Source organism: Herbaspirillum hiltneri N3 (assembly GCF_001267925.1).
GTDB lineage: Bacteria > Pseudomonadota > Gammaproteobacteria > Burkholderiales > Burkholderiaceae_D > Herbaspirillum > Herbaspirillum hiltneri.
Genome location: NZ_CP011409.1, coordinates 3,584,134 through 3,604,481 on the forward strand (window position 1 = coordinate 3,584,134; position 20,348 = coordinate 3,604,481).

At 62.4% G+C, this 20,348-nt stretch carries 19 protein-coding genes; 6 read left to right on the forward strand and 13 right to left on the reverse strand.

The genetic code is table 11. From position 1 onward, the window contains the following. Positions 1-28: 28 nt before the first annotated feature. Both crcB and F506_RS16370 read right to left on the reverse strand, forming a co-directional pair. Positions 29-403, reverse strand: a complete 375-nt coding sequence (gene crcB, locus F506_RS16365; protein ID WP_053199157.1) for a fluoride efflux transporter CrcB — start codon at positions 401-403, stop codon at positions 29-31. A 36-nt stretch (positions 404-439) separates the two neighbouring features. Then, positions 440-1,381 carry a LysR family transcriptional regulator gene (locus tag F506_RS16370; protein ID WP_053199159.1) on the reverse strand — a complete coding sequence of 314 codons (942 nt, stop codon included), beginning with the start codon at positions 1,379-1,381 and terminating at the stop codon, positions 440-442. Positions 1,382-1,587: 206 nt separating this feature from the next. On the opposite strand from F506_RS16370, the gene F506_RS16375 reads away from it, so the two are divergent. From F506_RS16375 to F506_RS16390, 4 genes are read left to right on the forward strand one after another with little or no spacing between them, the layout of a single operon-like run. Then, positions 1,588-3,081 carry an efflux transporter outer membrane subunit gene (locus F506_RS16375; RefSeq protein WP_053199160.1) on the forward strand — a complete coding sequence of 498 codons (1,494 nt, stop codon included), beginning with the start codon at positions 1,588-1,590 and terminating at the stop codon, positions 3,079-3,081. After that, positions 3,078-5,315, forward strand: a complete 2,238-nt coding sequence (locus F506_RS16380; protein WP_053199162.1) for an FUSC family protein — start codon at positions 3,078-3,080, stop codon at positions 5,313-5,315. Before F506_RS16375 ends, F506_RS16380 begins: the two co-directional genes overlap by 4 nt. After that, on the forward strand, positions 5,305-5,505 hold the full coding sequence (locus F506_RS16385; protein ID WP_053199165.1) for a DUF1656 domain-containing protein: 201 nt from the start codon (positions 5,305-5,307) through the stop codon (positions 5,503-5,505). Before F506_RS16380 ends, F506_RS16385 begins: the two co-directional genes overlap by 11 nt. Before the next feature lie 50 nt (positions 5,506-5,555). Beyond that, positions 5,556-6,434: an efflux RND transporter periplasmic adaptor subunit gene (locus F506_RS16390; protein WP_053199167.1), complete on the forward strand. Its 879-nt coding sequence runs from the start codon at positions 5,556-5,558 to the stop codon at positions 6,432-6,434. On the opposite strand, the gene F506_RS16395 is transcribed toward F506_RS16390, so the two are convergent. The 10 genes from F506_RS16395 to F506_RS16440 all read right to left on the reverse strand — a co-directional run bounded on the left by F506_RS16395 (position 6,427) and on the right by F506_RS16440 (position 16,787). Next, positions 6,427-7,743 carry an Nramp family divalent metal transporter gene (locus F506_RS16395; RefSeq protein ID WP_053199169.1) on the reverse strand — a complete coding sequence of 439 codons (1,317 nt, stop codon included), beginning with the start codon at positions 7,741-7,743 and terminating at the stop codon, positions 6,427-6,429. The genes F506_RS16390 and F506_RS16395 overlap by 8 nt on opposite strands. A gap of 26 nt (positions 7,744-7,769) precedes the next feature. Next, positions 7,770-8,246, reverse strand: coding sequence for a molybdopterin synthase catalytic subunit MoaE (gene moaE / locus F506_RS16400; RefSeq protein WP_053199170.1), 477 nt, complete (start codon positions 8,244-8,246; stop codon positions 7,770-7,772). A gap of 124 nt (positions 8,247-8,370) precedes the next feature. Next, the gene (locus tag F506_RS16405) at positions 8,371-9,747 is read right to left on the reverse strand and encodes a GntT/GntP/DsdX family permease (protein WP_053199173.1); all 1,377 of its coding nucleotides are present in this window, start codon (positions 9,745-9,747) and stop codon (positions 8,371-8,373) included. Between the two features lie 91 nt (positions 9,748-9,838). Next, positions 9,839-10,474 carry a LysE family translocator gene (locus F506_RS16410; protein WP_053199175.1) on the reverse strand — a complete coding sequence of 212 codons (636 nt, stop codon included), beginning with the start codon at positions 10,472-10,474 and terminating at the stop codon, positions 9,839-9,841. A gap of 24 nt (positions 10,475-10,498) precedes the next feature. After that, positions 10,499-11,146, reverse strand: coding sequence for a class I SAM-dependent methyltransferase (locus F506_RS16415; protein WP_053199178.1), 648 nt, complete (start codon positions 11,144-11,146; stop codon positions 10,499-10,501). A gap of 19 nt (positions 11,147-11,165) precedes the next feature. After that, entirely contained in the window at positions 11,166-11,423 is a 258-nt protein-coding gene (moaD, locus tag F506_RS16420) for a molybdopterin converting factor subunit 1 (RefSeq protein WP_053199181.1), read from the reverse strand. A gap of 30 nt (positions 11,424-11,453) precedes the next feature. Further along, on the reverse strand, positions 11,454-12,716 hold the full coding sequence (locus F506_RS16425; protein WP_053199183.1) for a molybdopterin molybdotransferase MoeA: 1,263 nt from the start codon (positions 12,714-12,716) through the stop codon (positions 11,454-11,456). Between the two features lie 133 nt (positions 12,717-12,849). Further along, complete coding sequence (locus F506_RS16430) at positions 12,850-13,866, reverse strand: asparaginase (RefSeq protein WP_053199185.1); 1,017 nt, start codon at positions 13,864-13,866, stop codon at positions 12,850-12,852. Between the two features lie 10 nt (positions 13,867-13,876). Beyond that, a complete protein-coding gene (locus F506_RS16435) occupies positions 13,877-15,178 on the reverse strand; it encodes an MFS transporter (protein ID WP_053199186.1) in 1,302 nt (433 codons plus the stop codon). A 205-nt stretch (positions 15,179-15,383) separates the two neighbouring features. After that, the gene (locus tag F506_RS16440; RefSeq protein ID WP_053199189.1) at positions 15,384-16,787 is read right to left on the reverse strand and encodes an aminotransferase-like domain-containing protein; all 1,404 of its coding nucleotides are present in this window, start codon (positions 16,785-16,787) and stop codon (positions 15,384-15,386) included. Between the two features lie 177 nt (positions 16,788-16,964). Here F506_RS16440 and F506_RS16445 point away from each other — a divergent pair, with 177 nt between their 5' ends. Together F506_RS16445 and F506_RS16450 are read left to right on the forward strand one after the other, a co-directional pair. Further along, on the forward strand, positions 16,965-18,251 hold the full coding sequence (locus F506_RS16445) for a hydroxymethylglutaryl-CoA reductase, degradative (protein WP_053199191.1): 1,287 nt from the start codon (positions 16,965-16,967) through the stop codon (positions 18,249-18,251). An 83-nt stretch (positions 18,252-18,334) separates the two neighbouring features. Further along, positions 18,335-19,558, forward strand: a complete 1,224-nt coding sequence (locus F506_RS16450; RefSeq protein ID WP_053199192.1) for an ABC transporter substrate-binding protein — start codon at positions 18,335-18,337, stop codon at positions 19,556-19,558. A 94-nt stretch (positions 19,559-19,652) separates the two neighbouring features. Here F506_RS16450 and F506_RS16455 read toward each other — a convergent pair whose 3' ends face one another. After that, complete coding sequence (locus F506_RS16455; RefSeq protein WP_053199194.1) at positions 19,653-20,312, reverse strand: LysE family translocator; 660 nt, start codon at positions 20,310-20,312, stop codon at positions 19,653-19,655. Positions 20,313-20,348 lie beyond the last annotated feature (36 nt).

Consider the following 20,348-nt stretch of genomic DNA (forward strand, 5'->3'; position numbering starts at 1 on the left):
CAGTGGAATTGATCCAAATCAAATCCGGCTAGGAAAACGCCGCGCGATACACCGCAAAACCCGCCGCGCACAAGGCCACCGAACCCAGCAGATGCAGCCCTGAATGTGCGATCGCCCAGACATAGTTGCCACGTTGCAGCAGCAGCATGGCCTCCGCCGAGAAGGTGGAAAATGTTGTCAGGCCGCCCAGGAAACCGGTGATCAGGAACAGGCGCCACTCCACCGGCAAGCCCTGGTGTCCTTCAAAAAACGCCACCAGGAAGCCGATCACGAAGCCGCCGCCCCAGTTGGCCGCCAGCGTCCCCAGTGGCAACGCCTGACCGGCAACGTTAAGCCACAGGCCCAGTCCCCAGCGCAGCCAAGCGCCCAGCGCCGCCCCCATTCCGACCGCAATCCATTGCATCGTCACTCCTTTTTGTTATCTTTTATCAATACGCGATCATGGCGAATGAATTGTAAGTCGGTCAAGCGCCTGATGATCATCCTGCAAGGCCTTGTCCACGCTTTCATGCATCCAGTCGACCCAGGTGCTGATCTTGGCGTCGAGGTACTGACGCGACGGATACAGCGCGTACACGCCCATGTCCTGCATGCGGTACTGCGGCAGCACGCGCACGATGGTGCCGGCGCGCAAGGCGTCCACCGCAGAATAGAGCGGCAGCACGCCGATGCCCATGCCCTCCTTCAGGGCCAGCAGCATGGCTTCGGCGACGTTGACGTGGAAGTTGGATTTGATGGCGACCACTTCCCTGCCGTCCGGACCTTGCATCGCCCATTCGTCCAGCGGCGACACCGGGCTGACCAGCTGCAGGCAACTGTGATTGAGCAGCTCCTGCGGCTTTTGCGGCGCGCCGCGCTTCTCCAGATACAGCGGCGACGCACACAGGATGCTGTAGATGCTGCTGAGCTGGCGAAAGATCAACCCGGAATCCGGCAACTCGCGCGCCAGCACCAGCGAGACGTCAAAGCCCTCTTCCAGCAGATCCGGTACGCGCTGCGCCAGCGTCAGCTCGATGGCGACATCGGGATAGCGCTTCTGGTAGCTCGACACCGCCGGAATCACATAGCGCTGTCCGAAACTGGTCATGGTGTGGATGCGCAGCCGCCCGGACGGCCTGACATAGGCGTCGCTGGCCTCGGCTTCGGCTTCGCGCACGTAGGACACGATCTGTTCGCAGCGCAGCAGGTAGCGTTCGCCCGCCTCGGTCAAGGCAATGCGGCGCGTGGTGCGGTTCAGCAGCCGGGTGCGCAGACGGCGCTCCAGGTCTGCCACCGCGCGGGACACGTGGGCGGTGGTCAATTCCATTTGTTGCGCAGCCAGCGTAAAGCTGCCAGCATCGACAACACGCATGAAAATGCGCATGTTTTGCAAAGTATCCATATCTTCCTGTCTTCAATCCGGTCGCATCGCATGAAAGCGCGTGGATAGCAACAAAACGCGGCTCCGGAAGCTGCATTGTTACCCAAAACGGCAAAATCATTATTGCAGTAATTGAAAAGACCCTTTGTGTTCCCTGCAGTTTTTCTGAAGATCTTTACCAAATAGAATAACAAAAGCTGGATATTTGCATTTTTTGGGATAGTCTGATGAACACCTCTGCTGACAACCGCCGCATTGTTGCGCCGCTCATGATGATGGCGCTCTGCCTCGCCCTGGCCGGCTGCGCCGACAATGGCGGCATCCGGCCGCAGGCGGCCGTGCGGCAACCCGCTGCGCTCGACGTCGGCAATGCGATCCGCCAGGCCGGCGCGGAAGCCGGCTGGCCCAAGCGCGCCTGGTGGGAAAACTACGCCGATCCGCAACTGAATCGCCTGGTGGCCGCTGCCGTCGCCGGCAATCCCAACATGGCGATTGCCGCCGCGCGCGTGCGCCAGGCCCAGGCCATGGCGGTGGTCGCGCATGCCGGCGAATTGCCGCAGGCGCAGCTGGACGCCGCCGTCGGCCGCAAGGACTGGTCCGACAACGTTTATTACGGCGCCAGCTTCCGCGACAAGCTGACCTGGAACAACACCGCAGTGCTGAGCCTGTCCTACAACCTCGACCTGTGGGATCGCAACCGCAACACCACCGAACGCGCCCAGGATGAACTCCACGCCGTTGCCGCCGATGCCCGCGCCGCCCAGCTCGAGCTCGAAAGCAACGTGGTGCGCACCTACATCCAGCTGTCGCTGCAATATGGCCTGCTCGACAGCACCGTCGACACGCTGAAACAGGAACAACAGATTCTCGATCTCGCCAATCGCCGCTTCAAGGGCGGCATCGGCACCCAGATGGAAATCACCCAGGCCGAAGTCCCGCTGCCGGAAACCCGTCGCCAGATCGAAGTCTTCAATGAAAATATCGCCCTCACCCGCAACCAGCTGGCGGCCCTGCTCGGCGAAGGCCCCGGCGCCGGCGACCGCATCACGCGCCCGGTCATGAACCTGCAGGCCGCGCTGGGACTGCCCAGCGCCCTGCCGGCCGAACTGATCGGCCGACGCCCCGATATCAGCGCGGCGCGCTGGCGCGTGGAAGCCTCGGTCAAGGGCATCGCCGTGGCCAAGGCGGCGTTCTATCCCAATATCAACCTGCTGGCCAGCATCGGTCCGACTGCAGCCGGCGGCGGCTTGCTGAGTTTCCTGAGCGCACCCAACATCACCACCACGTACGGCCCGGCGATTTCGCTGCCGATCTTCGAAGGCGGCCGCCTGCGTGGCCAGCTGGGCGCCACTACCGCCGGCTACGACATGGATGTGGAGCACTACAACCTGCTCCTGAGCCAGGCGCTCAAGAGCATCGCCGACCAGATCGTCACGCTGCAGGCGATCCAGCGCCAGCAGGCGCAGGCCGACCTCTCTGTAGCGGCAGCGCAAAAGAACATCGACATCGCCACGCGCGCCTACCAGCGCGGCCTGACCAACTACGTCAACGTGCTGACCGCGCAGACCCAATGGCAGCACCAGCAGCAAGTCGTGCAGCAATTGCTGGCGCAGAAGCTGACCGCCTACGCCAGCCTCACTGTCGCGCTCGGCGGCGGACTGGAAGTTTCGGTGCCTGAGACCGATGCTGCCGCGCCGCTGCAAACTGGAGCTGCGCAGTGAACACCTCAGTCTCTCCTGCCACGGCCGACGCTACGGCGCCACAATCGTTCGGGCGGCAATTGCACGACGCCGCCGCCGACTGGTGGCAGACCGATTTCCCGAACTGGATCTACGTGTTCAAGATGGTCTTCGCCGGCTTGCTGGCGTTGGGCATCGGCTACGCACTCGACCTCGAGTCGCCGCGCTCAGGCCTGATCACTGTCTTCATCGTGATGCAGCCGCAAAGCGGCATGATCCTCGCCAAGAGTTTCTATCGCGTCATCGGCACGCTGGTCGGTTCGGTCGCGGTGGTGGTCTTCGTCGGCCTGTTCGCGCAGACGCCGGAACTGTTCCTACTCGCCACCGCCTGCTGGATCGGCCTGTGCACGTTCGGCTCGGCGCTCAACCGCAATTTCCGCTCGTACGGCTTCGTGCTGTCGGGCTATACGGTGGCGCTGATCGGCATACCCGCGGCGCTCAATCCGGCGTTGACCTTCGACTCGGTCATGACGCGCGTGACCGAAATCACGGTCGGCATCGTCTGCGCCGGCGTGGTCAGCGCATTGGTGTTCCCGCAAGCCAGCGCACCCGGCCTGGTGCGCGTCATTCGCGGCCGCTTCACCGCCTTCGTCGACCTGATCGGCAGCACGCTCGGCGGCAGCGCCGACCGCAAGGCGCTGGAAGCCGCCAATGCGCGCTTCGTCGGCGACATCATCGGCCTCGAAGCGCTGCGCAGCTCGGCCATCTTCGAGGATCCGGAAATCCGCCTGCGCAGCGGCCGCCTCACGCGCATGAACAGCGAGTTCATGGCGCTGTCGACACGCGTCCACGGGCTGCACCAGTTGATGAACCGCCTGCACGACAGCCGCAATCCGTCGGCGCAACTGGTCATCGATGCGATCTCGCCTTACTTCCGCGAAGTCCAGCCCCTGCTGACCCGCAGCGGCGGCGAACCGGTGATGACTGCGGTCGACGCCGCCGACGCCGCGCTCAAGCTGGAAAGCTACAAACGGGAATTGCCGCGCCGCGTGCGCGCCACCCGCAATGCCCATGCACAGAAACTCGACGATGACGCCGTGCTGGATTTCGACACCGCCTCCGAATTGCTGTACCGCGTGATCGAAGAGCTGCACGCCTACACCCTGACCTACGCCTCGCTGGTGCAACGCCGCCACGAACGCGAACAATGGGAGCACGCCTATGCGCCCAAGACCAGCATGGTCACCGCGAGTGTCGCCGGCGCCCGTGCCGCCATCACGCTGATCGGCCTGTCGACGTTCTGGATCCTCAGCGGCTGGCCCAGCGGCGATGTCGCAGCCCTCAATGCCGCCGCCTTTTGCGCCATCACCTCGGCCGCGCCGGATCCCGCCAAGGCCACCCGCACCGTCACCATGGGCGTGGCGCTGGCGGTGGTGCTGGGTTACTTCTACACGTTCCACATCGTGCCGCAGCTGGACGGTTTCTGGATGCTGGCGGCGGCGTTGACGCCGGTGCTGATGCTGGCGGTGCTGCTGACCACCAGGCCGACGCTGGCCGGTTACGGTCTCGGCATCTGCATCTTCTTCCCGTTCGTGGCGGTGCCGGACAACCTGGCCCACTTCAACGCCGCCGGTTACCTCAACGAATCGATCGCGCTGATGGTGTCGCTGATCGTGACGACGGGCGCTTTCATGGTGCTGTTGCCGCCCACCACCAACTGGACCGTGCGCCATCTCGAAAAACAATTGCGCAAGCAGGTCGTGCAAGCCTGTTTCGCCCGGCTGGCACACCTGACGCTGCAGTTCGAAAGCGGCACGCGCGACCTGATGCACCAGATCACCATGCTCACCGGCAGCCGTCCTGCATTGCGCAAGGACGCCTTCGGCTGGATGTTCGCCACGCTGGAAATCGGCCACGCCGTCATCGAGCTGCGCACCGAGCTGCACGGCATCCGCAGCGGCAATCCCGGCCTGCTGTCGCCGGCCGCCTACGCCGCGCTGGATCGCCTGCGCGAAACGCTGCCGGCGCTGTTCGAACAGCCGACGCCGGCCACGCTGGCGGCCGTACTCGACGCCAACAACCGCACCATCGCCGAAGTCCAGCAAGCCATCGGCCCGCACTACCGCGAACGCAGCGAACGCCATCGCCTGCAACGCACGCTGAGCTACCTGCACTTCATCCGCACCGCCTTGCTCGATCCGCAGTCGCCGCTGCAACCCATGCATCAGGGCGGAACCGCCCTTGCCGCCACTTCAGGAGTCAACCATGCCGCGTGAAATCTCATTTTTTGACGCCTACGTGCCGACGCTGCTGCTGGCAGTCATTGCCGCCGGCGTCATCGCGCTGGTCGCCGATCGCATCCTGGTGCGCATCGGCCTGTACAACCTGGTGTGGCATCCGGCGCTGTTTCGCGTGAGCCTGTTCACGTGCATCGCAGCGCTGCTCGGACTCGCCATCTACCGTTAAGCGTTTCCAGATAAAACAACAGATACAGAATTCATCGGGAGTTATCCATCATGTCGGTCAAATCGATTTTTCGTTTCCTCATCACGGCGCTGATTTTCCTGGCGGCGATCTTCCTCGCCTGGAGCCTGTGGCAGCACTACATGGTGTCGCCGTGGACCCGCGACGGCCGCGTGCGCGCCGACGTCGTCAACATCGCGCCGGATGTCGCCGGCCAGGTAGTCGACCTGCCCGTGCGCGACAACCAGCTGGTGCACAAGGGCGACCTGCTGATGCAGATCGATCCTGCACGCTACCAGCTGGCGCTGCAACAGGCCGAAGCCGCCCTCGCCGCGCGCAAGGCCGACCTCGACATGCGCCGCGCCCAAGCGCGTCGCCGTGCCGATCTCGACAGCCTGGTGGTGTCCCGCGAAAACCGTGAAGACGCCGGCAGCCAGGTCGCCGGTGCCGAAGCGCAATACCAGGTTGCCATCGCCCAGCGCGACAGCGCCCGCCTGAATCTGGACCGCACCAAGGTAATCGCACCGGTCGACGGCTATATCACCAACCTGAGCGTGCGCCGCGGCGACTACGCCAGCGCAGGCGCCGCCAAGATCGCCATCATCGACAGCCATTCGTTCTGGGTATACGGATATTTTGAAGAGACCAAGCTGCCCTACGTCGCCGTCGGCGACAAGGCAAAAATCCAGCTGATCAACGGCGCCACCTTGCGCGGCCACGTCGACAGCATCTCGCACGGCATCTACGACCGCGACAATCCGCAGAGCCGCGAGTTGCTGGCCGATGTCAATCCGACCTTTAACTGGGTGAGGCTGGCGCAGCGCATTCCGGTACGCATCCACATTGATGAAGTGCCAAAGGATGTATTGCTGGCCGCGGGCCTGACCTGCACCGTGACGCTGGAGCCCGGCAGCCGCAAAGACGTCAAATGAAAAGCTGAACCACCAGCCAGGTATTGGCCGCGCCGATCCCCAGGAACAACATCCATGCCAGCGCGGCAAGCCAGACAGGATTGGCGAAGTCGCCCATCAGGTCGCGCCTGCCGGTCAGCCGGATCAGCGGGAACATCGCAAACGGCAGCTGGAGGCTCAGCACCACCTGGCTGAGCACCAGCAGGCGTCCGACCGAATGTTCACCCAGCGTCACCACGCCGATCAACGCCGGAATCAGCGCCAGCCCGCGCGTGATCAGGCGGCGCTGCCAGCACGGGATTTTCAGTTTCAGGAAGCCTTCCATGATCACCTGGCCGGCAATCGTGCCGGTGAAGGTCGAACTCTGTCCCGCAGCAAACAAGCCCACGCCGAACAGGATCGCCGCCAGCGAAGTGCCCGTGATCGGATCGAGCAGATGATAGGCAACGTCCAGATCGACCACGTCGGTGCGGCCGCTGCGATGGAAGGCAGACGCCGCCAGGATCAGGATGGCGGCGTTGATCGCCATCGCAATCAGCAGCGATACCGTGGTGTCGACGCGCGTGTAGCGGATTGCTTCGAGCAGGCCGGCGCGGTCGCGTTTCACCGCGCGCGTCTGCACGATGGAGGAATGCAGATAGAGGTTGTGCGGCATCACCGTGGCGCCGAGCACACCGATGGCAAGATACAGCGGCTCGCGGCTCGACAGCGCCGCCAGCGACGGCACGAAGCCTTGCACTACGGCCTGCCAGTCGGCTTTCACGAACGCCAGCTGCGCAAACAGGCACACCGCAATCGTCACCACCAGCCCGAGGATGATCGCTTCCACCTGGCGGAATCCGCGGCCCTGCAAGCCCAGCACGATCACGGTATCGAGCGCCGTGAGCAACACGCCGACCGGCAGCGACACGCCCAGCAAGAGTTTGAACGCCAGCGCGCAGCCGAGCACCTCGGCCAGGTCGCAGGCGATGATCGACAACTCGGCGAACACCCACATGCCCTTGCCGACCGCCGGCGGATAGTTTTCGCGCGAATGCACCGCGAGGTCCTTGCCGGTGACGATGCCCAGCCGCGCGCACAGGCATTGCAGCACGATCGCCGCCAGGCTCGACAACATCACCACGAACAGCAGCTGATAGCCGAATTGCGAGCCGGCCTGCACCGAGGTCGCCCAGTTGCCCGGGTCCATGTAACCGATCGAAATCAGCAGGCCGGGGCCGACGTAGACCTTGAGTTTTTGCCAGATGGTGGCGTGCGGAGGGACGGCGACGCTGCCGGATACTTCGGAGGGACAGAACGGTGCGGTGGCGGTGGTCGGCAGGCGAAACATATTGTTATTGTTGGAGGAGGAAAAGCTCAGTCGGCATTGGAAGGAGAAGAACCGGATTGCCACTTCGCCAGCGCCTGGTCGTCGCTCTCGCGCGCATCGACCCAGCGTGCGCCTTCGGGCGTCTGTTCCTTTTTCCAGAACGGCGCCTGCGTCTTGAGGTAATCCATGATGAATTCGCAGGCGGCGAACGCCACACCGCGATGCTTCGCCGTCACTGCCACCAGCACGATCTGCTCGAGCGGCTGCAGCGGACCGACGCGATGAATGACCAGCGCATCGAAAATCTCCCAGCGTGCCTTGGCGTCGACGACGATCTGCTCGAGGGCCTTTTCGGTCATGCCGGGATAGTGTTCGAGCTCCATCTCCTGCACGCTGGCGCCGTCGTTAAGGTCGCGCACCGTGCCGACGAAGCTCACAACCGCCCCGACTTTGGGATTGTCCAGGCGCAGCGCGGCGATCTCGGCGCTGAGGTCAAAGTCGGCAGTCTGGACGCGGATCGGCATGGAAGAAGCGGGAAATTGGAATCGCGTCCATTGTACCTAAAGTGGCCGCATCCCCTGCCGCAGAAACGACAAGTCCCGGACTTGCCGGGACTTGCGCTGCACGAGGAAAGCGAGGAAACGATGTTCAGGCCAGCACGCCCCACAGCAACAGCGTCATGCCCAGTCCGACCACCGACACGATGGTCTGGATCACCGACCAGGTGGCGAAGGTCTGCTTGAGATCGAGGCCGAAGTATTCCTTGACCATCCAGAAGCCGGCGTCGTTGACGTGGCAGAAGAACACCGAACCCGCCCCGATCGCCAGCGCCATCAGCGCATTGTGCGTACCCGACAGGCTCGCCACCAGCGGCGCGACGATGCCGGCCGTGGCGGTAGTAGCCACGGTGGCCGAACCGGTGGCCTGGCGCAAGGCCACGGCGATCAGCCAGGCCAGCAGGATCAGCGGGATGTGGGTGCCGGTCGCCACCTTGGTGATGGTGTCGCTGATGCCGCCGGTCAAGAGGGCTTGCTTCAGGCCGCCGCCCGCGCCGATGGTGAGCAGCAGCCCGGAGATCGGGGGCAAGGCCTTGCGCAGGATGGCGCCGACGTCGGTGCGGCTGACGCCGCGTCCCCAACCCAGCACCACCACTGCAAACAGCACCGTTACGGTCAGCGCAATGATGGGCTCGCCGAAGAAGTTGAGCATCTCGAACAACGTCGTCTCAGGAGTGATCCAGATCTTGGCGACGGTGCGTCCCAGCATCAGCACCACCGGCAACAGGATGGTGATCAGCGACGGCAGGAAACCGGGTTGCATCTCCGGCGCCTGCTGGCCCTTGAACAAGGCGCCGATCTGCTCCGGTTCGCCGATGGGCATGCGCGGCGCAAGCCACATACCGTACAGCGGACCGGCGAGGATCACCGCCGGAATCGCGACCACGAACCCCAGCAGCATGGTGGTGCCGAGATCGGCATGCAAGGCGCTCACCGCGATCAGCGGCCCCGGATGCGGCGGCAACAAGGCATGCAAGGTGGTCATGCCGGCCAGCGCCGGAATCGCCACGCGCAGGATCGGTTGCTGTGAACGGCGCGCCATCACGAAGATGATCGGCGCCATCATCACCAGCCCGACTTCGAAGAACAGCGGCAGGCCGACAACCAGCGCCACCAGCGCCATCATCCACGGAATCGCCGCGCCACGGGCATAGCGCAAAAGCGTCGTAACGATCTTGTCGGCCGCGCCCGAGTCGGCCATCAGCGCGCCCAGCATGGCGCCCAGCGCGATGATGATGCCGGCCTCGCCGAGGATGCTGCCGGCGCCCTTGCTGAACGCGGACGCGATCTTTTCCAGCGGCAAGCCGGCGCCGGTGCCGGCGATGAAGGTTCCCAGCAGGATCGAGAGGAAGGGAGCGATTTTGAGTACGCTGATCAGCACGACGATGGCGATCAGCGCAATAAGGACGGACAGCAGCAGGCGCGTGTCCTGGGCCGCCCAGGCGGCAATTTCAGTGGTCAGGTGCAAGATATCTCCTTGTCTTCAAGCATATGAGCGTCTCCTCACCTGTTTTTCCTGCCGTTTTTTTGCCGTGCGCTACGTTGGCGCCAGGCTGTTTTTAACTGCGCCTGACTGTCGCCAGCAAGGCCCCGGCGCCGATGAAGGTCGCGCCGGAAATACGGTTGAACATCTTCGCCCGGCCCGGCGTCCGCAACCACGGCGCCACGCGCGCGGCGAAGTGGGCATAGAACGTCAGCCAGAACAATTCAAAACAGACGAAGGTCGCACCCAGCACCAAAAACTGCGGCAACTGCGCGGCGTGCGGATTGATGAACTGCGGGAAGAACGCGGTGAAGAACAGCAGCGCCTTGGGGTTGCTGCCGCCGACCAGGAATCCTTGCCAGAACAAACCTGCACGCGATTTCCGTGTGCGTTCGGCATCGCCATCGCGACCTGCCTCTATCGTGCTCTGGGCCGAGAAAAAAGTGCGCACGCCAATATACGTGAGATAGGCGACCCCGCACCATTTCAAAATGAGAAACACTTTCTCCGAAACTGCAAGAATGGCGCCGAGTCCCGCGGCCGACACCGCCATGATCAGGCACACCGCCGTCACGCTGCCAAGCGCGCCGGCAAATGCGCGCCGGACGCCATGGTGAATGCCGTTGGTAATGCACATCAGTACGCTGGGACCGGGCGTGACGGTCAGCACGAACACTGCGGCGAGATAGAGGAAGAAAGTTTGCAGCGTCATGGTCGGGCTTCCGGTTGCGATGGATCAGGAAGGCTTGCGCCACACCGTGGCCAGCCACGCCTGCTCGGAACGCAGCAGGCCGTCGGGACGGTAATAGTGCCGGATTTCGACAAACCCCGCCGCCGTCATGAAACCGCGCCACGCGTCGAGATCGTGATAGGAGCCGTAGCGTCCGCCGCTCCACCCTTCGCTGTTGCTGCCGCGCGGATTGGAACAGAACAGCACGCCCTCCGGCTTCAGCGCAGCATGCAATTGGCCGAGCACACGCGGCAACTCCGCGGCCGGCACGTGGAACAGCGAGGCGTTGGCGAACACGCCATCAAAGAAAGCCGCAGGCAAGTCCAGTTCAAAAAAGTTCTGGTGCCAGACTTCGCAGCCGGAATCGGCGCGCGCCATCTCGACGAAACTCGCGGTGCCGTCGAGGCCAATGGCGCGGTGACCCAGCTTGCTGAAGGTTTTCAGGTCGCGGCCGGGACCGCAGCCGAAGTCGAGTATCGTCAGCGGCGCCGACAGTGATAATGACGATGACTGTGCGATGGCGTCGAGCAAGGCGTTGATGTTCTGGCTGACGTCATGGTCGCGCGTGCCTTCGCGAAAGTCCTCGGCGCGCCCTTCATAGTGCGCCAGCGTACCGCCGGCAATGCGTTCGAGTTCTTCCTTCGGCAATGGCATGTCTTTGCTCAGGGCCACATCAGCCGCCGGTCACGGGCGGGAAGAACGCGACTTCGCCGCCCTCTTCGATCAGCGTATCCGGCTCGACCATGTTGTGGTCGTAGGCCATGCGCAGCGCCTTCTCCGGCGACAGCACTTCCATCCAGAGGCCGCCGCGCCCCATCAGGAAAGCGCGCACGTCGCCGACGGTCTTGACGTGGCCGGGCAAGTCGACGATCTCTTGCGTAACGCCAAGCGCTTCACGCACGCTGGCAAAAAAACGGAGTTCTATTTTCATGTGTTTCAGGTCCTGAAGAATATCGTGTGCTTAGTTCAGCAAGTGATCGAAGGGAATGAAGCGCACCAGGTCGCCCTCGGCGATGGTCTTGCCGGCCGGATTGTCGATCAGGCCATCGCCCCAGACGGTTGAAGTCAGCACGCCCGAGCCCTGCTTCGGGAACAGGTCGAGGCCGCCGGCGTCATTGAAGCGCGCGCGCAGGAACTCCTGGCGGCGGTCGGCCTTGGGCCAGTTGAAATCGGCGCGCAGCGTCAATGCGCGCGGCGCGACGTTGTCCACGCCTTGCAGGCGCAGCAGGAACGGCCGCACGAACACGAGGAAAGTGACGAAGGTCGACACCGGATTCCCCGGCAAGCCAAGGAAAAATGCCTTGTTGCCGCCGTTGCCGTTGCCATTGCTCCCGCTGCTGCGATTGATCTCGCCGAAGGCCAGCGGCTTGCCCGGCTTCATGGCGATCTGCCACATGTTGAGACGCCCTTCGGCCTCGACCGCGGGCTTGATGTGGTCTTCTTCGCCGACCGAGACGCCGCCGCTGGTGATGATCAGGTCATGGCTGGCCGCCGCCGCGCGCAAGGTGTCGCGCGTGGCTTGCAACTGGTCGGGAACGATGCCGAAGTCCTTCACCTCGCAGCCGAGGTTTTCCAACAGGCCGCGCAGCAGGAAACGATTGGAGTTGTAGATCGCGCCGGGCTTGAGCGCTTCACCCGGCATGGTCAGTTCATCGCCGGTGAAAAACACCGCCACGCGCAGCTTGCGCAGCACCGGCACACTCGCCAGGCCGACCGATGCGGCCAGCCCCAGCGCCTGCGGACGCAGGCGCACGCCCGCCGGCAGGATGGTGTCGGCAACCTTGATGTCTTCGCCGGTTTCACGGATCCACTCGCCCGCTTGCGGCACATGCCGCACGATCACATGGTCGCCGTCGGCATCCTTGATGATCTCGCAGGCTTCCTGCATGACGATGGCGTCGGCGCCCGGCGGCACCATCGCACCGGTGAAGATGCGCGCCGCCGTACCCGGCTCCAGCGCGATGCCGACATGGCCGGCCGGAATGCGCTGCAACACGCGCAGGCGCGTCTCTCCGCTCACGCATTCGGCCGCACGCACGGCGTAGCCATCCATTTGCGAATTGTCCATGCCCGGCACGTTGATCTGCGATACCTGCGCCGCCGCCAGCACGCGGCCGTTGGCTTCCAGCGTGGAGATGGTTTCGGCCTCGCTCAGCGGCACGGCCGACTTGAGCAGGAATTTCAATGCTTCGGCGACGCTCAGCAGTGGTGGTTTGACTAGCATAGGAAGGTAAGTGATTGCCCTGGAAAGGCATCCATTCTAGTGCAAACCAAGACACTACCGCCGGAACAGCCCTCCGTCCGGCACGCAATCTTTCCGCCGGAAAACAACATCCGGGTACAGACTGGAAAACCGCTCACGCGGCCGCGGTCGTTGTACTCATCGGACCATACGCGTCAATGCGAGCTTTCAGCTCATGAATAGCGCATCCGTTGCCAAGCAGCGCCCACAGCAAAATACGCGCCTTGCGCGGGCATAGCCAACCTGCCAGCACAACGCCGCGCCGTTGCAGATCCATTTCGCTGCCGGGATAATCATAGGTTTTTGTTGCAGTGCCGCCGGCGCCGGTTCGAGAGCCAACGATCACCGGCATGCGGGGCAATAGCTCGCTGAGCTTAACCGCCCATTCCGCGGCGATATGACCAGCGCCGAAGGCACTGATTACCAGACCGTTATAACCCGCTGCCAACACGGCATCAAGCAATCCTGTGTCGGCATCGAGACACGACTCAAGGAGGGCAACGCGTATTCCCGCCGATGTCGGCAATGGAATTGGCTGACGCACACGGGGAGGAGAAAAATAGAGTGCTTGCTTTTCGACTACGACTCCCGATGGTCCCGACACTGGCGAACTGAATGTTTCTGTTGCCAGCGTATGCGTCTTGCGCACGCGCGACGCCGCATGCAAGGTGTCGTTCATTGCAACCAGCACGCCCCGCCCCCGGCTGGCTGGCGCGGCTGCGGCAACAACAGCCGCGAACAAATTTCCAGGGCCATCTGCTCCGGCCTGCTGCGGCCCTCGCATGGCACCGGTGATCACCAAGGGCTGCTCATGTCGCCAGAAAAGATCGAAGAAGAATGCCGTCTCTTCCATTGTGTCGGTTCCCTGCGTCATCACGACGCCGTCCGCGCCTTCGGCAAGTTGCTGCTCGGCCCAGTGCAAACATGCAAGCAAATTGTCGAACCTCAGCGATCCGCTGGCCAGTTGCAGCAACGAAGCTGCCTGAATCTGCGCAATATCCCCCAAGCCCGGCACAGCGGCAGTCAAATCCCCGGCTGTCAGGCGCGAGCTGATGCCTTCTCCCGGCTGGGAACTTGTCATGCTTACGGTGCCACCCAACGATCCAATGGCGATTTTTGGAAGATGACTCATTCTGTTTCTCCTAAAGTTTTCCCGGCCGCACCAGCAACATGGCTGCCATGCCTACGCAAGTCGCCACCGCCGCGGCGATAAACATCGCCGGATAACCAAATGCGGTCACCAGATATCCCGTCAATGTGGGCGCCAGCACTACACCGATGTTCGCCATGAAATGCATCATGCCGCTAAACGTGCCAATCGTAGAAGATGGCGATGTATCAATCACAACTGCCCAGTAAACCGAGTTAGGCAAGGCGTTAAAGGCGTTGGCGATCGTCATGAGCAAGATAATCGCTGTCGCACTCTCCGCCTGCGACACCAGCAGAAAAGTTGCCGTCGTCAACAATAGCGACAACGCGGCAAACCAGCTGCGTGCATAGACCAGATTGCCGGTCTTGCGAAGCATCCAGTCAGAGAATCGTCCTCCCAGCAGTACCGTGAAACAGGCGCCGATCCACGGAATCATACCCAGATACCAAAGAGACGACAGACTGAAATGAAATTGATCCTGCAGGTACTTTGGCGTCCATGTCAGCAACAGAAAATTGACATAGACAAAGGAAAAATAACCAAGCGTATTGCACATCAATGTACGGCTGCGGAAGAAATCCTTCCACGATACAGACGCCTCGCCTGCCGTCGCAGTGCGGCCTGCGGACTGCGCGGGATTTCGTCCGGCATGGATCTCCGCCAGCTCCAGCGCACCGACTCGCGGATTTTGCTCTGGAAGATTGGTGAATATCTTCATGAATAATATGAGTACCAGCAAACCTGTCACACCCAGTACGACAAACATCCACCGCCAACTTCCGGTGACGGTCAACAAGAATACGGATACCGGCGCGGTCAACATCGCCCCCAAAGGTGTACTGAGTAAGCCGAGGGCGACCACAAAACCGCGCTCTCTGGACGTAGCCCAGTTCGAGACGGTCTTGTTAATAATGGAATAGGCCGGGCCTTCGCAGAAGCCAAACATGACGCGAATCATGGCGAACCCGGCCAGCGCCGAGCCACCAAAAAAAGCCAGTCCCAAATCTCCTGCGAAAGCGGTGGCGACTTCGAACACTGACCAGGCAACGCCAGCCCACAGCCAGACTTTACGGGGGCCGAAGCGATCCCCTGAGGCACCGCCGACCAATGCACCGAACATATACCCGTAACCGAAATATCCCAATACTGCGCCCCACTCTTTCTTGTCAAAGCCGTATTCGCTCAGGATGTGTTGCGAGGCATATGAAAGTGCGCCACGATCAATGTAGTTAATGACCGCAACCAGCAGCACCATGAAAAAAATACGATATCGAAAGCGGGTAGACGATGGCATGGAATTTCCTTTTTAAGTCCAACAAAGAAGTCGTTCCGTTCGCCCGCCATGACGGAAGGCCGTGAAGAGCGAGGATTCTATGCCGCTTTCTTCTAAGGAAATCAGCCCGTGAAGAAAATCGCAGGACAAGAAAAAATCATCTACAAATGCATTCAACGTTCACTGAGTTTTTTCAAAAAAAAATGGATTCATATATCTAAACACATCAGCGCAGCAAGCCCTGCATCGCCGCCGCGAAACGCGGATCGCCGAGCAGGCCGACGTTGTAGCGCGACCAGCGCGACGGCGCTTCGGTGTCGATATGGAAAATGCTGCCCGGCGCCGTGACGATGTTCTGCCGCATCAAGGCCTGCGCCAGCGTCTTGGAATCCGGATAACCCGGCATTGCCGCCCACAGGTACATCGACTGCGCCGGTGCGCAGAACAGTTCCGCGCCCATGTTCTCGAGCAGACGGCGTGCGCTCTCCGTGGCGTGGGTCAGGCGGTCGCGCAGGCGCGCGGCGTGACGGCTGTAATGACCTTCGCTGAGGATGACGTCGAGCGTGCGTTCGCAGTATTCGGAACTGCTTACGTGCACCAGCATCTTGATATCGGCAAGGTCGCTGGCGAGATCGCGATGGCAGGCCAGGAAGCCGACCCGCAAAGCCGCCGACACCGACTTCGAAAAACTGCCGACGTAGATCGTGCGCCGCAGTTGATCCAGCGTGGAAATGCGCGGCGCGGCGTTGGGCTTGAAATCGGCGAAGGTATCGTTCTCGACGATGATGGCGTTGTAGCGATCGGCCAGTTGCAGGATCTTGTGCGCCTTGTGCGGCGAGGTGTCGGAACCGGTCGGATTGTGCGCCAGCGTCTGCGTGAAGAACAGGCAAGGTTTGCCGATCTTGAGTTCGCGCTCCAGCGCTTCCAGGTCCGGCCCGTCGGCCAGGCGCGGAATGCCGACGATGCGTGCGCCACCCAGCTTGAGCTTGCCGAACAGCATGTAATAGCCGGGCTCGTCGACCAGCACGCGATCACCCGGTTTGACGAAATTGCGGATCACGATGTCGAGCGCCTGGTTGGCGCCGTGCGTCAGCACGATCTGGCTGGCCGAGGCCTCGATACCGTGATTCGCAAGCCGGTGCACCAGATGCTGGCGCAGCGGCTGGTAGCCGAAGCGGCTGCCGTAGCCGAACAAGGCGCCGAGGCCGGTGCGCACCACCTTCTGATGGAATTTGTCGAGCCGCACTTCGTTGAGCCAGTCCACCGGCGGAAAACCGTCGCCCAGTCGCAAGTGCTCGGGATCACTCTTCAACTGTTCCCGCATGAGCCAGACCACATCCATCGCGCGGCTCAGCGACGAGGCTTCGTCGTCGTCCTTGATCGCCGGCGCCGCCGCGCAGACGAAGAAACCGGATCCGCGACGCGGCTCCAGCACGCCCAGCGCGGTCAGGTAATCGAAGGCGTTGACGATAGTGTTCTTGGCGCAGTCATGGGTCTTCGCCATGTCGCGGATCGACGGCAGGCGTGTCCCCGGAGCGTAAACGCCTTCGCTGATCTGGCGGCGTATCAGCTGGACCAGTCGCTGAGTTAGCGTGGAAGGAATGGAAGAAGAAGGTGAAACGCTGGGCATGGCGGCTCCGGGCGGATGTTGCATCGCAGGACAAGTGTCTTGGGTACAGTTACTGCACTGTTCGTCAAAAGTGTACCAAATAAATTGGGTACAGCCTGCTATTCTTGCTGCATTCCATCCGGCGCCTGCCGGCGCATAAAACCAAGACAACACTGAGACAAAAAGGCAGAGGTTCACATGACCGTCGACTCCCGACTCCCGCAATTCCGTTCGCTCAACCCGCAGCAGCGCCTGGAGCAGATCGCCCAGCGCGCCAACCTGACCGCCGACGAAGTCGCCCTGCTCGCCAACCCGGCCGCACTGCCACTGGAAGTCGCCAACGGCATGATCGAAAACGTGATCGGCACCTTTCAGCTGCCAATGGGCGTGGCAGGTTACTTCCAGCTGAACGGCAAGGACGTGCTGGTGCCGATGGCCGTGGAAGAACCGTCTGTAGTCGCGGCCGCTTCCTTCATGGCCAAGCTGATCCGCGACTGCGGCGGTTTCCACACCTCGAGCAGCGCGCCGCTGATGCGCGCCCAGGTGCAAGTGATCGGCGTGAGCGATCCTTACGGCGCGCGTCTGGCCATTCTCAAGGACCGCCAGGCCATCATCGACATCGCCAACAGCCGCGACCAATTGCTCATCAGCCTGGGCGGCGGCTGCAAGGATATCGAAGTCCACGTGTTCCCCGACACCGCGCGCGGCGCGATGGTGATCGTGCACCTGATCGTCGACGTGCGCGACGCGATGGGCGCCAACACCGTCAACACCATGGCCGAAGCGGTGGCCGGCCATATCGAACAGATCACCGGCGGCAAGGTGCGCCTGCGCATCTTGTCCAACCTGGCCGACCTGCGCCTGGCACGCGCCCATGTGCGCGTCTCGCCTGAAGCGCTGACCACGGCCGACTACGACGGCGCCGACGTCATCAACCGCATCGTCGACGCCTACACCTTCGCTGCCGTCGATCCCTATCGTGCCGCCACGCACAACAAGGGCATCATGAACGGCATCGATCCCGTCATCGTCGCCACCGGCAACGACTGGCGCGCAGTGGAAGCAGGCGCGCACGCCTACGCCTGCCGCAACGGCCACTACACTTCTCTCTCCACCTGGGAAATCGGCAACGACGGCCATCTGGTCGGTACGCTGGAAATCCCGATGCCGGTCGGCTTGGTCGGCGGCGCCACCAAGACGCACCCGCTGGCGCGCCTGGCGCTCAAGATGATGGACGTCAAGTCGGCGCAGGAACTGGCAGAGATCGCCGTCGCCGTCGGCCTCGCACAAAACATGGCCGCCCTCCGCGCGCTCGCCACCGAAGGCATCCAGCGCGGCCACATGGCGCTGCACGCGCGCAATATCGGTCTGGCGGCGGGCGCCTCCGCAGACGAGATGGACTGGGTAGTGCAGCAAATGGTCGCCGCCAAGGACGTGCGCGTCGATTTTGCGGTTAAGCTGCTCAACCAGCGTCGCGGAAAATAAACACCAAATAAAAAACAAACAAGAAGCACCCGCAACACAAAAAAGATCGCTTCATCAGAAAGCATCGATAACCAGGAGACAACATGCAAGCACAATTCAAACTGAACACCCTCGCCCGCCTGATCGCGGCTTCCGCACTGGTCTGCACCGGAGCTGGCGCCGCGCAGGCGCAAGTGTCGGACGACGCCGTGCGCATCGGCTTCATCACCGACATGTCCGGCCCCTACGCCGACACCGACGGCGCCGGCGGCCTCGAAGCAATCCGCATGGCGGTGGCCGACTTCGGCGGCAAGGTCCTGGGCAAGCCGATCGAAGTAATGTCCGCCGACCACCTGAACAAGGCCGACATCGCCGCCACCAAGGCGCGCGAATGGGCCGACCAGCGCGGCCTCGACATGCTGATCGGCGGCGTCAATTCGGCCACCGCGCTGGCGACCAACAAGGTGATGGCGGAAAAGAAGCGCGTCTACATCAACATCGGCGCCGGCTCGGCGCGCCTGACCAATGAAGAATGCACGCCCTACACGGTGCACTATGAATACGATACGGTGGCCCTGGCCAAGGGCACCGGCAAGGCGGTCCTCAAGCAAGGCGGCAAATCGTGGTTCTTCCTGGAGGCCGATTACGCCTTCGGCCATGCGCTGGCCAGCGACACCGGTGCCGTGGTCAAGGCCAATGGCGGTACGGTGGTGGGTTCGGTGAAACATCCGCTGTTCGCCTCCGACATGTCATCCTTCCTGCTGCAGGCGCAGGGCTCCAAAGCGCAGATCCTGGGCCTGGCCAATGCGGGCGACGACACCGTGAATGCGATCAAGGCGGCCAAGGAATTCGGCGTCACCAAGACCATGAAGCTGGTCGGCCTGCTGATGGTGATCAACGACATCCATGCTCTCGGCCTGAACAACGCCGAGGGCCTGATGATGACCGACAGCTGGTACTGGGACAAGGACGAGGCCTCGCGCCAGTTCGCCAACCGCTTCTTCCTGAAGATGAAGAAGATGCCGAGCACGCACCAGGCCGCGGCTTATTCCGCCACCACGACCTACCTGAAGGCGGTCGCGGCGATCAAGACGGATGACTCGACCAAGGTCATGGCCGAGCTCAAGAAGATGAAGATCGACGACTTCTACAACAAGGGCTACATCCGCGCCGATGGCCGCAACATCCACGACATGTACCTGTATCAGGTCAAGTCGCCGGCCGAATCGAAGAAGCCGTGGGACTACCTGAAACTGGTGGAAACGATCCCAGGCGAACAGGCGTTCACGACTGTTGCGGAATCGAAGTGCAGCTTGCTGAAACAATAAGTCTCAAGGCAATGCGGCAATAAAAAAACCGGCATGGTTCATGCCGGTTTTTTTGCGCGTTCAGTGTCGCATCGTCAACGCATCTTCAGCATCTTCAATTTGCGCTGCGTCGATAAAACGCCATGGTGCCCGCCAGCGCCAGCAGGATGGCGCCGCAGGAACGATCGAGCCACAGCACTGCACGCCGGCGCAACAAGCTGACGGCGCGCGCACCGATGATGGCGTAGCCGAGCATCACGGAGAAATCGAGCGCCGCGAACACGACGCTGATGGCTGCGTATTGCGGCCACTGCGGTTCGGCCGCGTTGATGAATTGCGGCAGTAGCGCCGAGCAGAACAGATAGCCTTTGGGATTGGTCACCGCCACCAGGAAAGACTTGGCGAAGATACGCATCGGCGCCGCTTCGCCGTCGTCGGCCTGCGTACGCGACAGATCCAGTCCGCCCTTGGAGCGCAACAGCCGGATACCAAGCCACGCCAAGTAAATCGCACCGATCCACTTGACCACCGAGAACCAGAACTCCGACGCCGCCAGCACCGCGCCCAGGCCGAGCGCCACCGATCCGACCAGCACGAAGTCCGACGACACCGCGCCCAGCATGCCGGGCAAGGAACGACGCACGCCATAACGCGCGCCGTTTGCCAGCGCCAGCAAGACGGTCGGACCGGGGGTGGCGATGGTCACGAGCGCGACGACGGCAAACAGCGCCAGCGTGGTGATGTTGAGTGCGTGCGGGAGCAGGTTGATTTCCATGGCGGGCTCACTGTGTGGATGATGGGCGGATTGTAC

Bases quoted from the DNA above. Each gene is read 5' to 3' on its own strand.
- F506_RS16385 (WP_053199165.1), top strand. From the start codon at position 5,305: ATGCCGCGTGAAATCTCATTTTTTGACGCCTACGTGCCGACGCTGCTG.
- F506_RS16390 (WP_053199167.1), top strand. From the start codon at position 5,556: ATGTCGGTCAAATCGATTTTTCGTTTCCTCATCACGGCGCTGATTTTC.
- F506_RS16370 (WP_053199159.1), bottom strand. From the start codon at position 1,381: ATGGATACTTTGCAAAACATGCGCATTTTCATGCGTGTTGTCGATGCT.
- F506_RS16375 (WP_053199160.1), top strand. From the start codon at position 1,588: ATGAACACCTCTGCTGACAACCGCCGCATTGTTGCGCCGCTCATGATG.
- F506_RS16455 (WP_053199194.1), bottom strand. From the start codon at position 20,312: ATGGAAATCAACCTGCTCCCGCACGCACTCAACATCACCACGCTGGCG.
- F506_RS16415 (WP_053199178.1), bottom strand. From the start codon at position 11,146: ATGCCATTGCCGAAGGAAGAACTCGAACGCATTGCCGGCGGTACGCTG.
- moaD (WP_053199181.1), bottom strand. From the start codon at position 11,423: ATGAAAATAGAACTCCGTTTTTTTGCCAGCGTGCGTGAAGCGCTTGGC.
- F506_RS16435 (WP_053199186.1), bottom strand. From the start codon at position 15,178: ATGCCATCGTCTACCCGCTTTCGATATCGTATTTTTTTCATGGTGCTG.
- moaE (WP_053199170.1), bottom strand. From the start codon at position 8,246: ATGCCGATCCGCGTCCAGACTGCCGACTTTGACCTCAGCGCCGAGATC.
- F506_RS16395 (WP_053199169.1), bottom strand. From the start codon at position 7,743: ATGTTTCGCCTGCCGACCACCGCCACCGCACCGTTCTGTCCCTCCGAA.
- crcB (WP_053199157.1), bottom strand. From the start codon at position 403: ATGCAATGGATTGCGGTCGGAATGGGGGCGGCGCTGGGCGCTTGGCTG.
- F506_RS16440 (WP_053199189.1), bottom strand. From the start codon at position 16,787: ATGCCCAGCGTTTCACCTTCTTCTTCCATTCCTTCCACGCTAACTCAG.
- F506_RS16425 (WP_053199183.1), bottom strand. From the start codon at position 12,716: ATGCTAGTCAAACCACCACTGCTGAGCGTCGCCGAAGCATTGAAATTC.
- F506_RS16450 (WP_053199192.1), top strand. From the start codon at position 18,335: ATGCAAGCACAATTCAAACTGAACACCCTCGCCCGCCTGATCGCGGCT.
- F506_RS16430 (WP_053199185.1), bottom strand. From the start codon at position 13,866: ATGAGTCATCTTCCAAAAATCGCCATTGGATCGTTGGGTGGCACCGTA.
- F506_RS16445 (WP_053199191.1), top strand. From the start codon at position 16,965: ATGACCGTCGACTCCCGACTCCCGCAATTCCGTTCGCTCAACCCGCAG.
- F506_RS16410 (WP_053199175.1), bottom strand. From the start codon at position 10,474: ATGACGCTGCAAACTTTCTTCCTCTATCTCGCCGCAGTGTTCGTGCTG.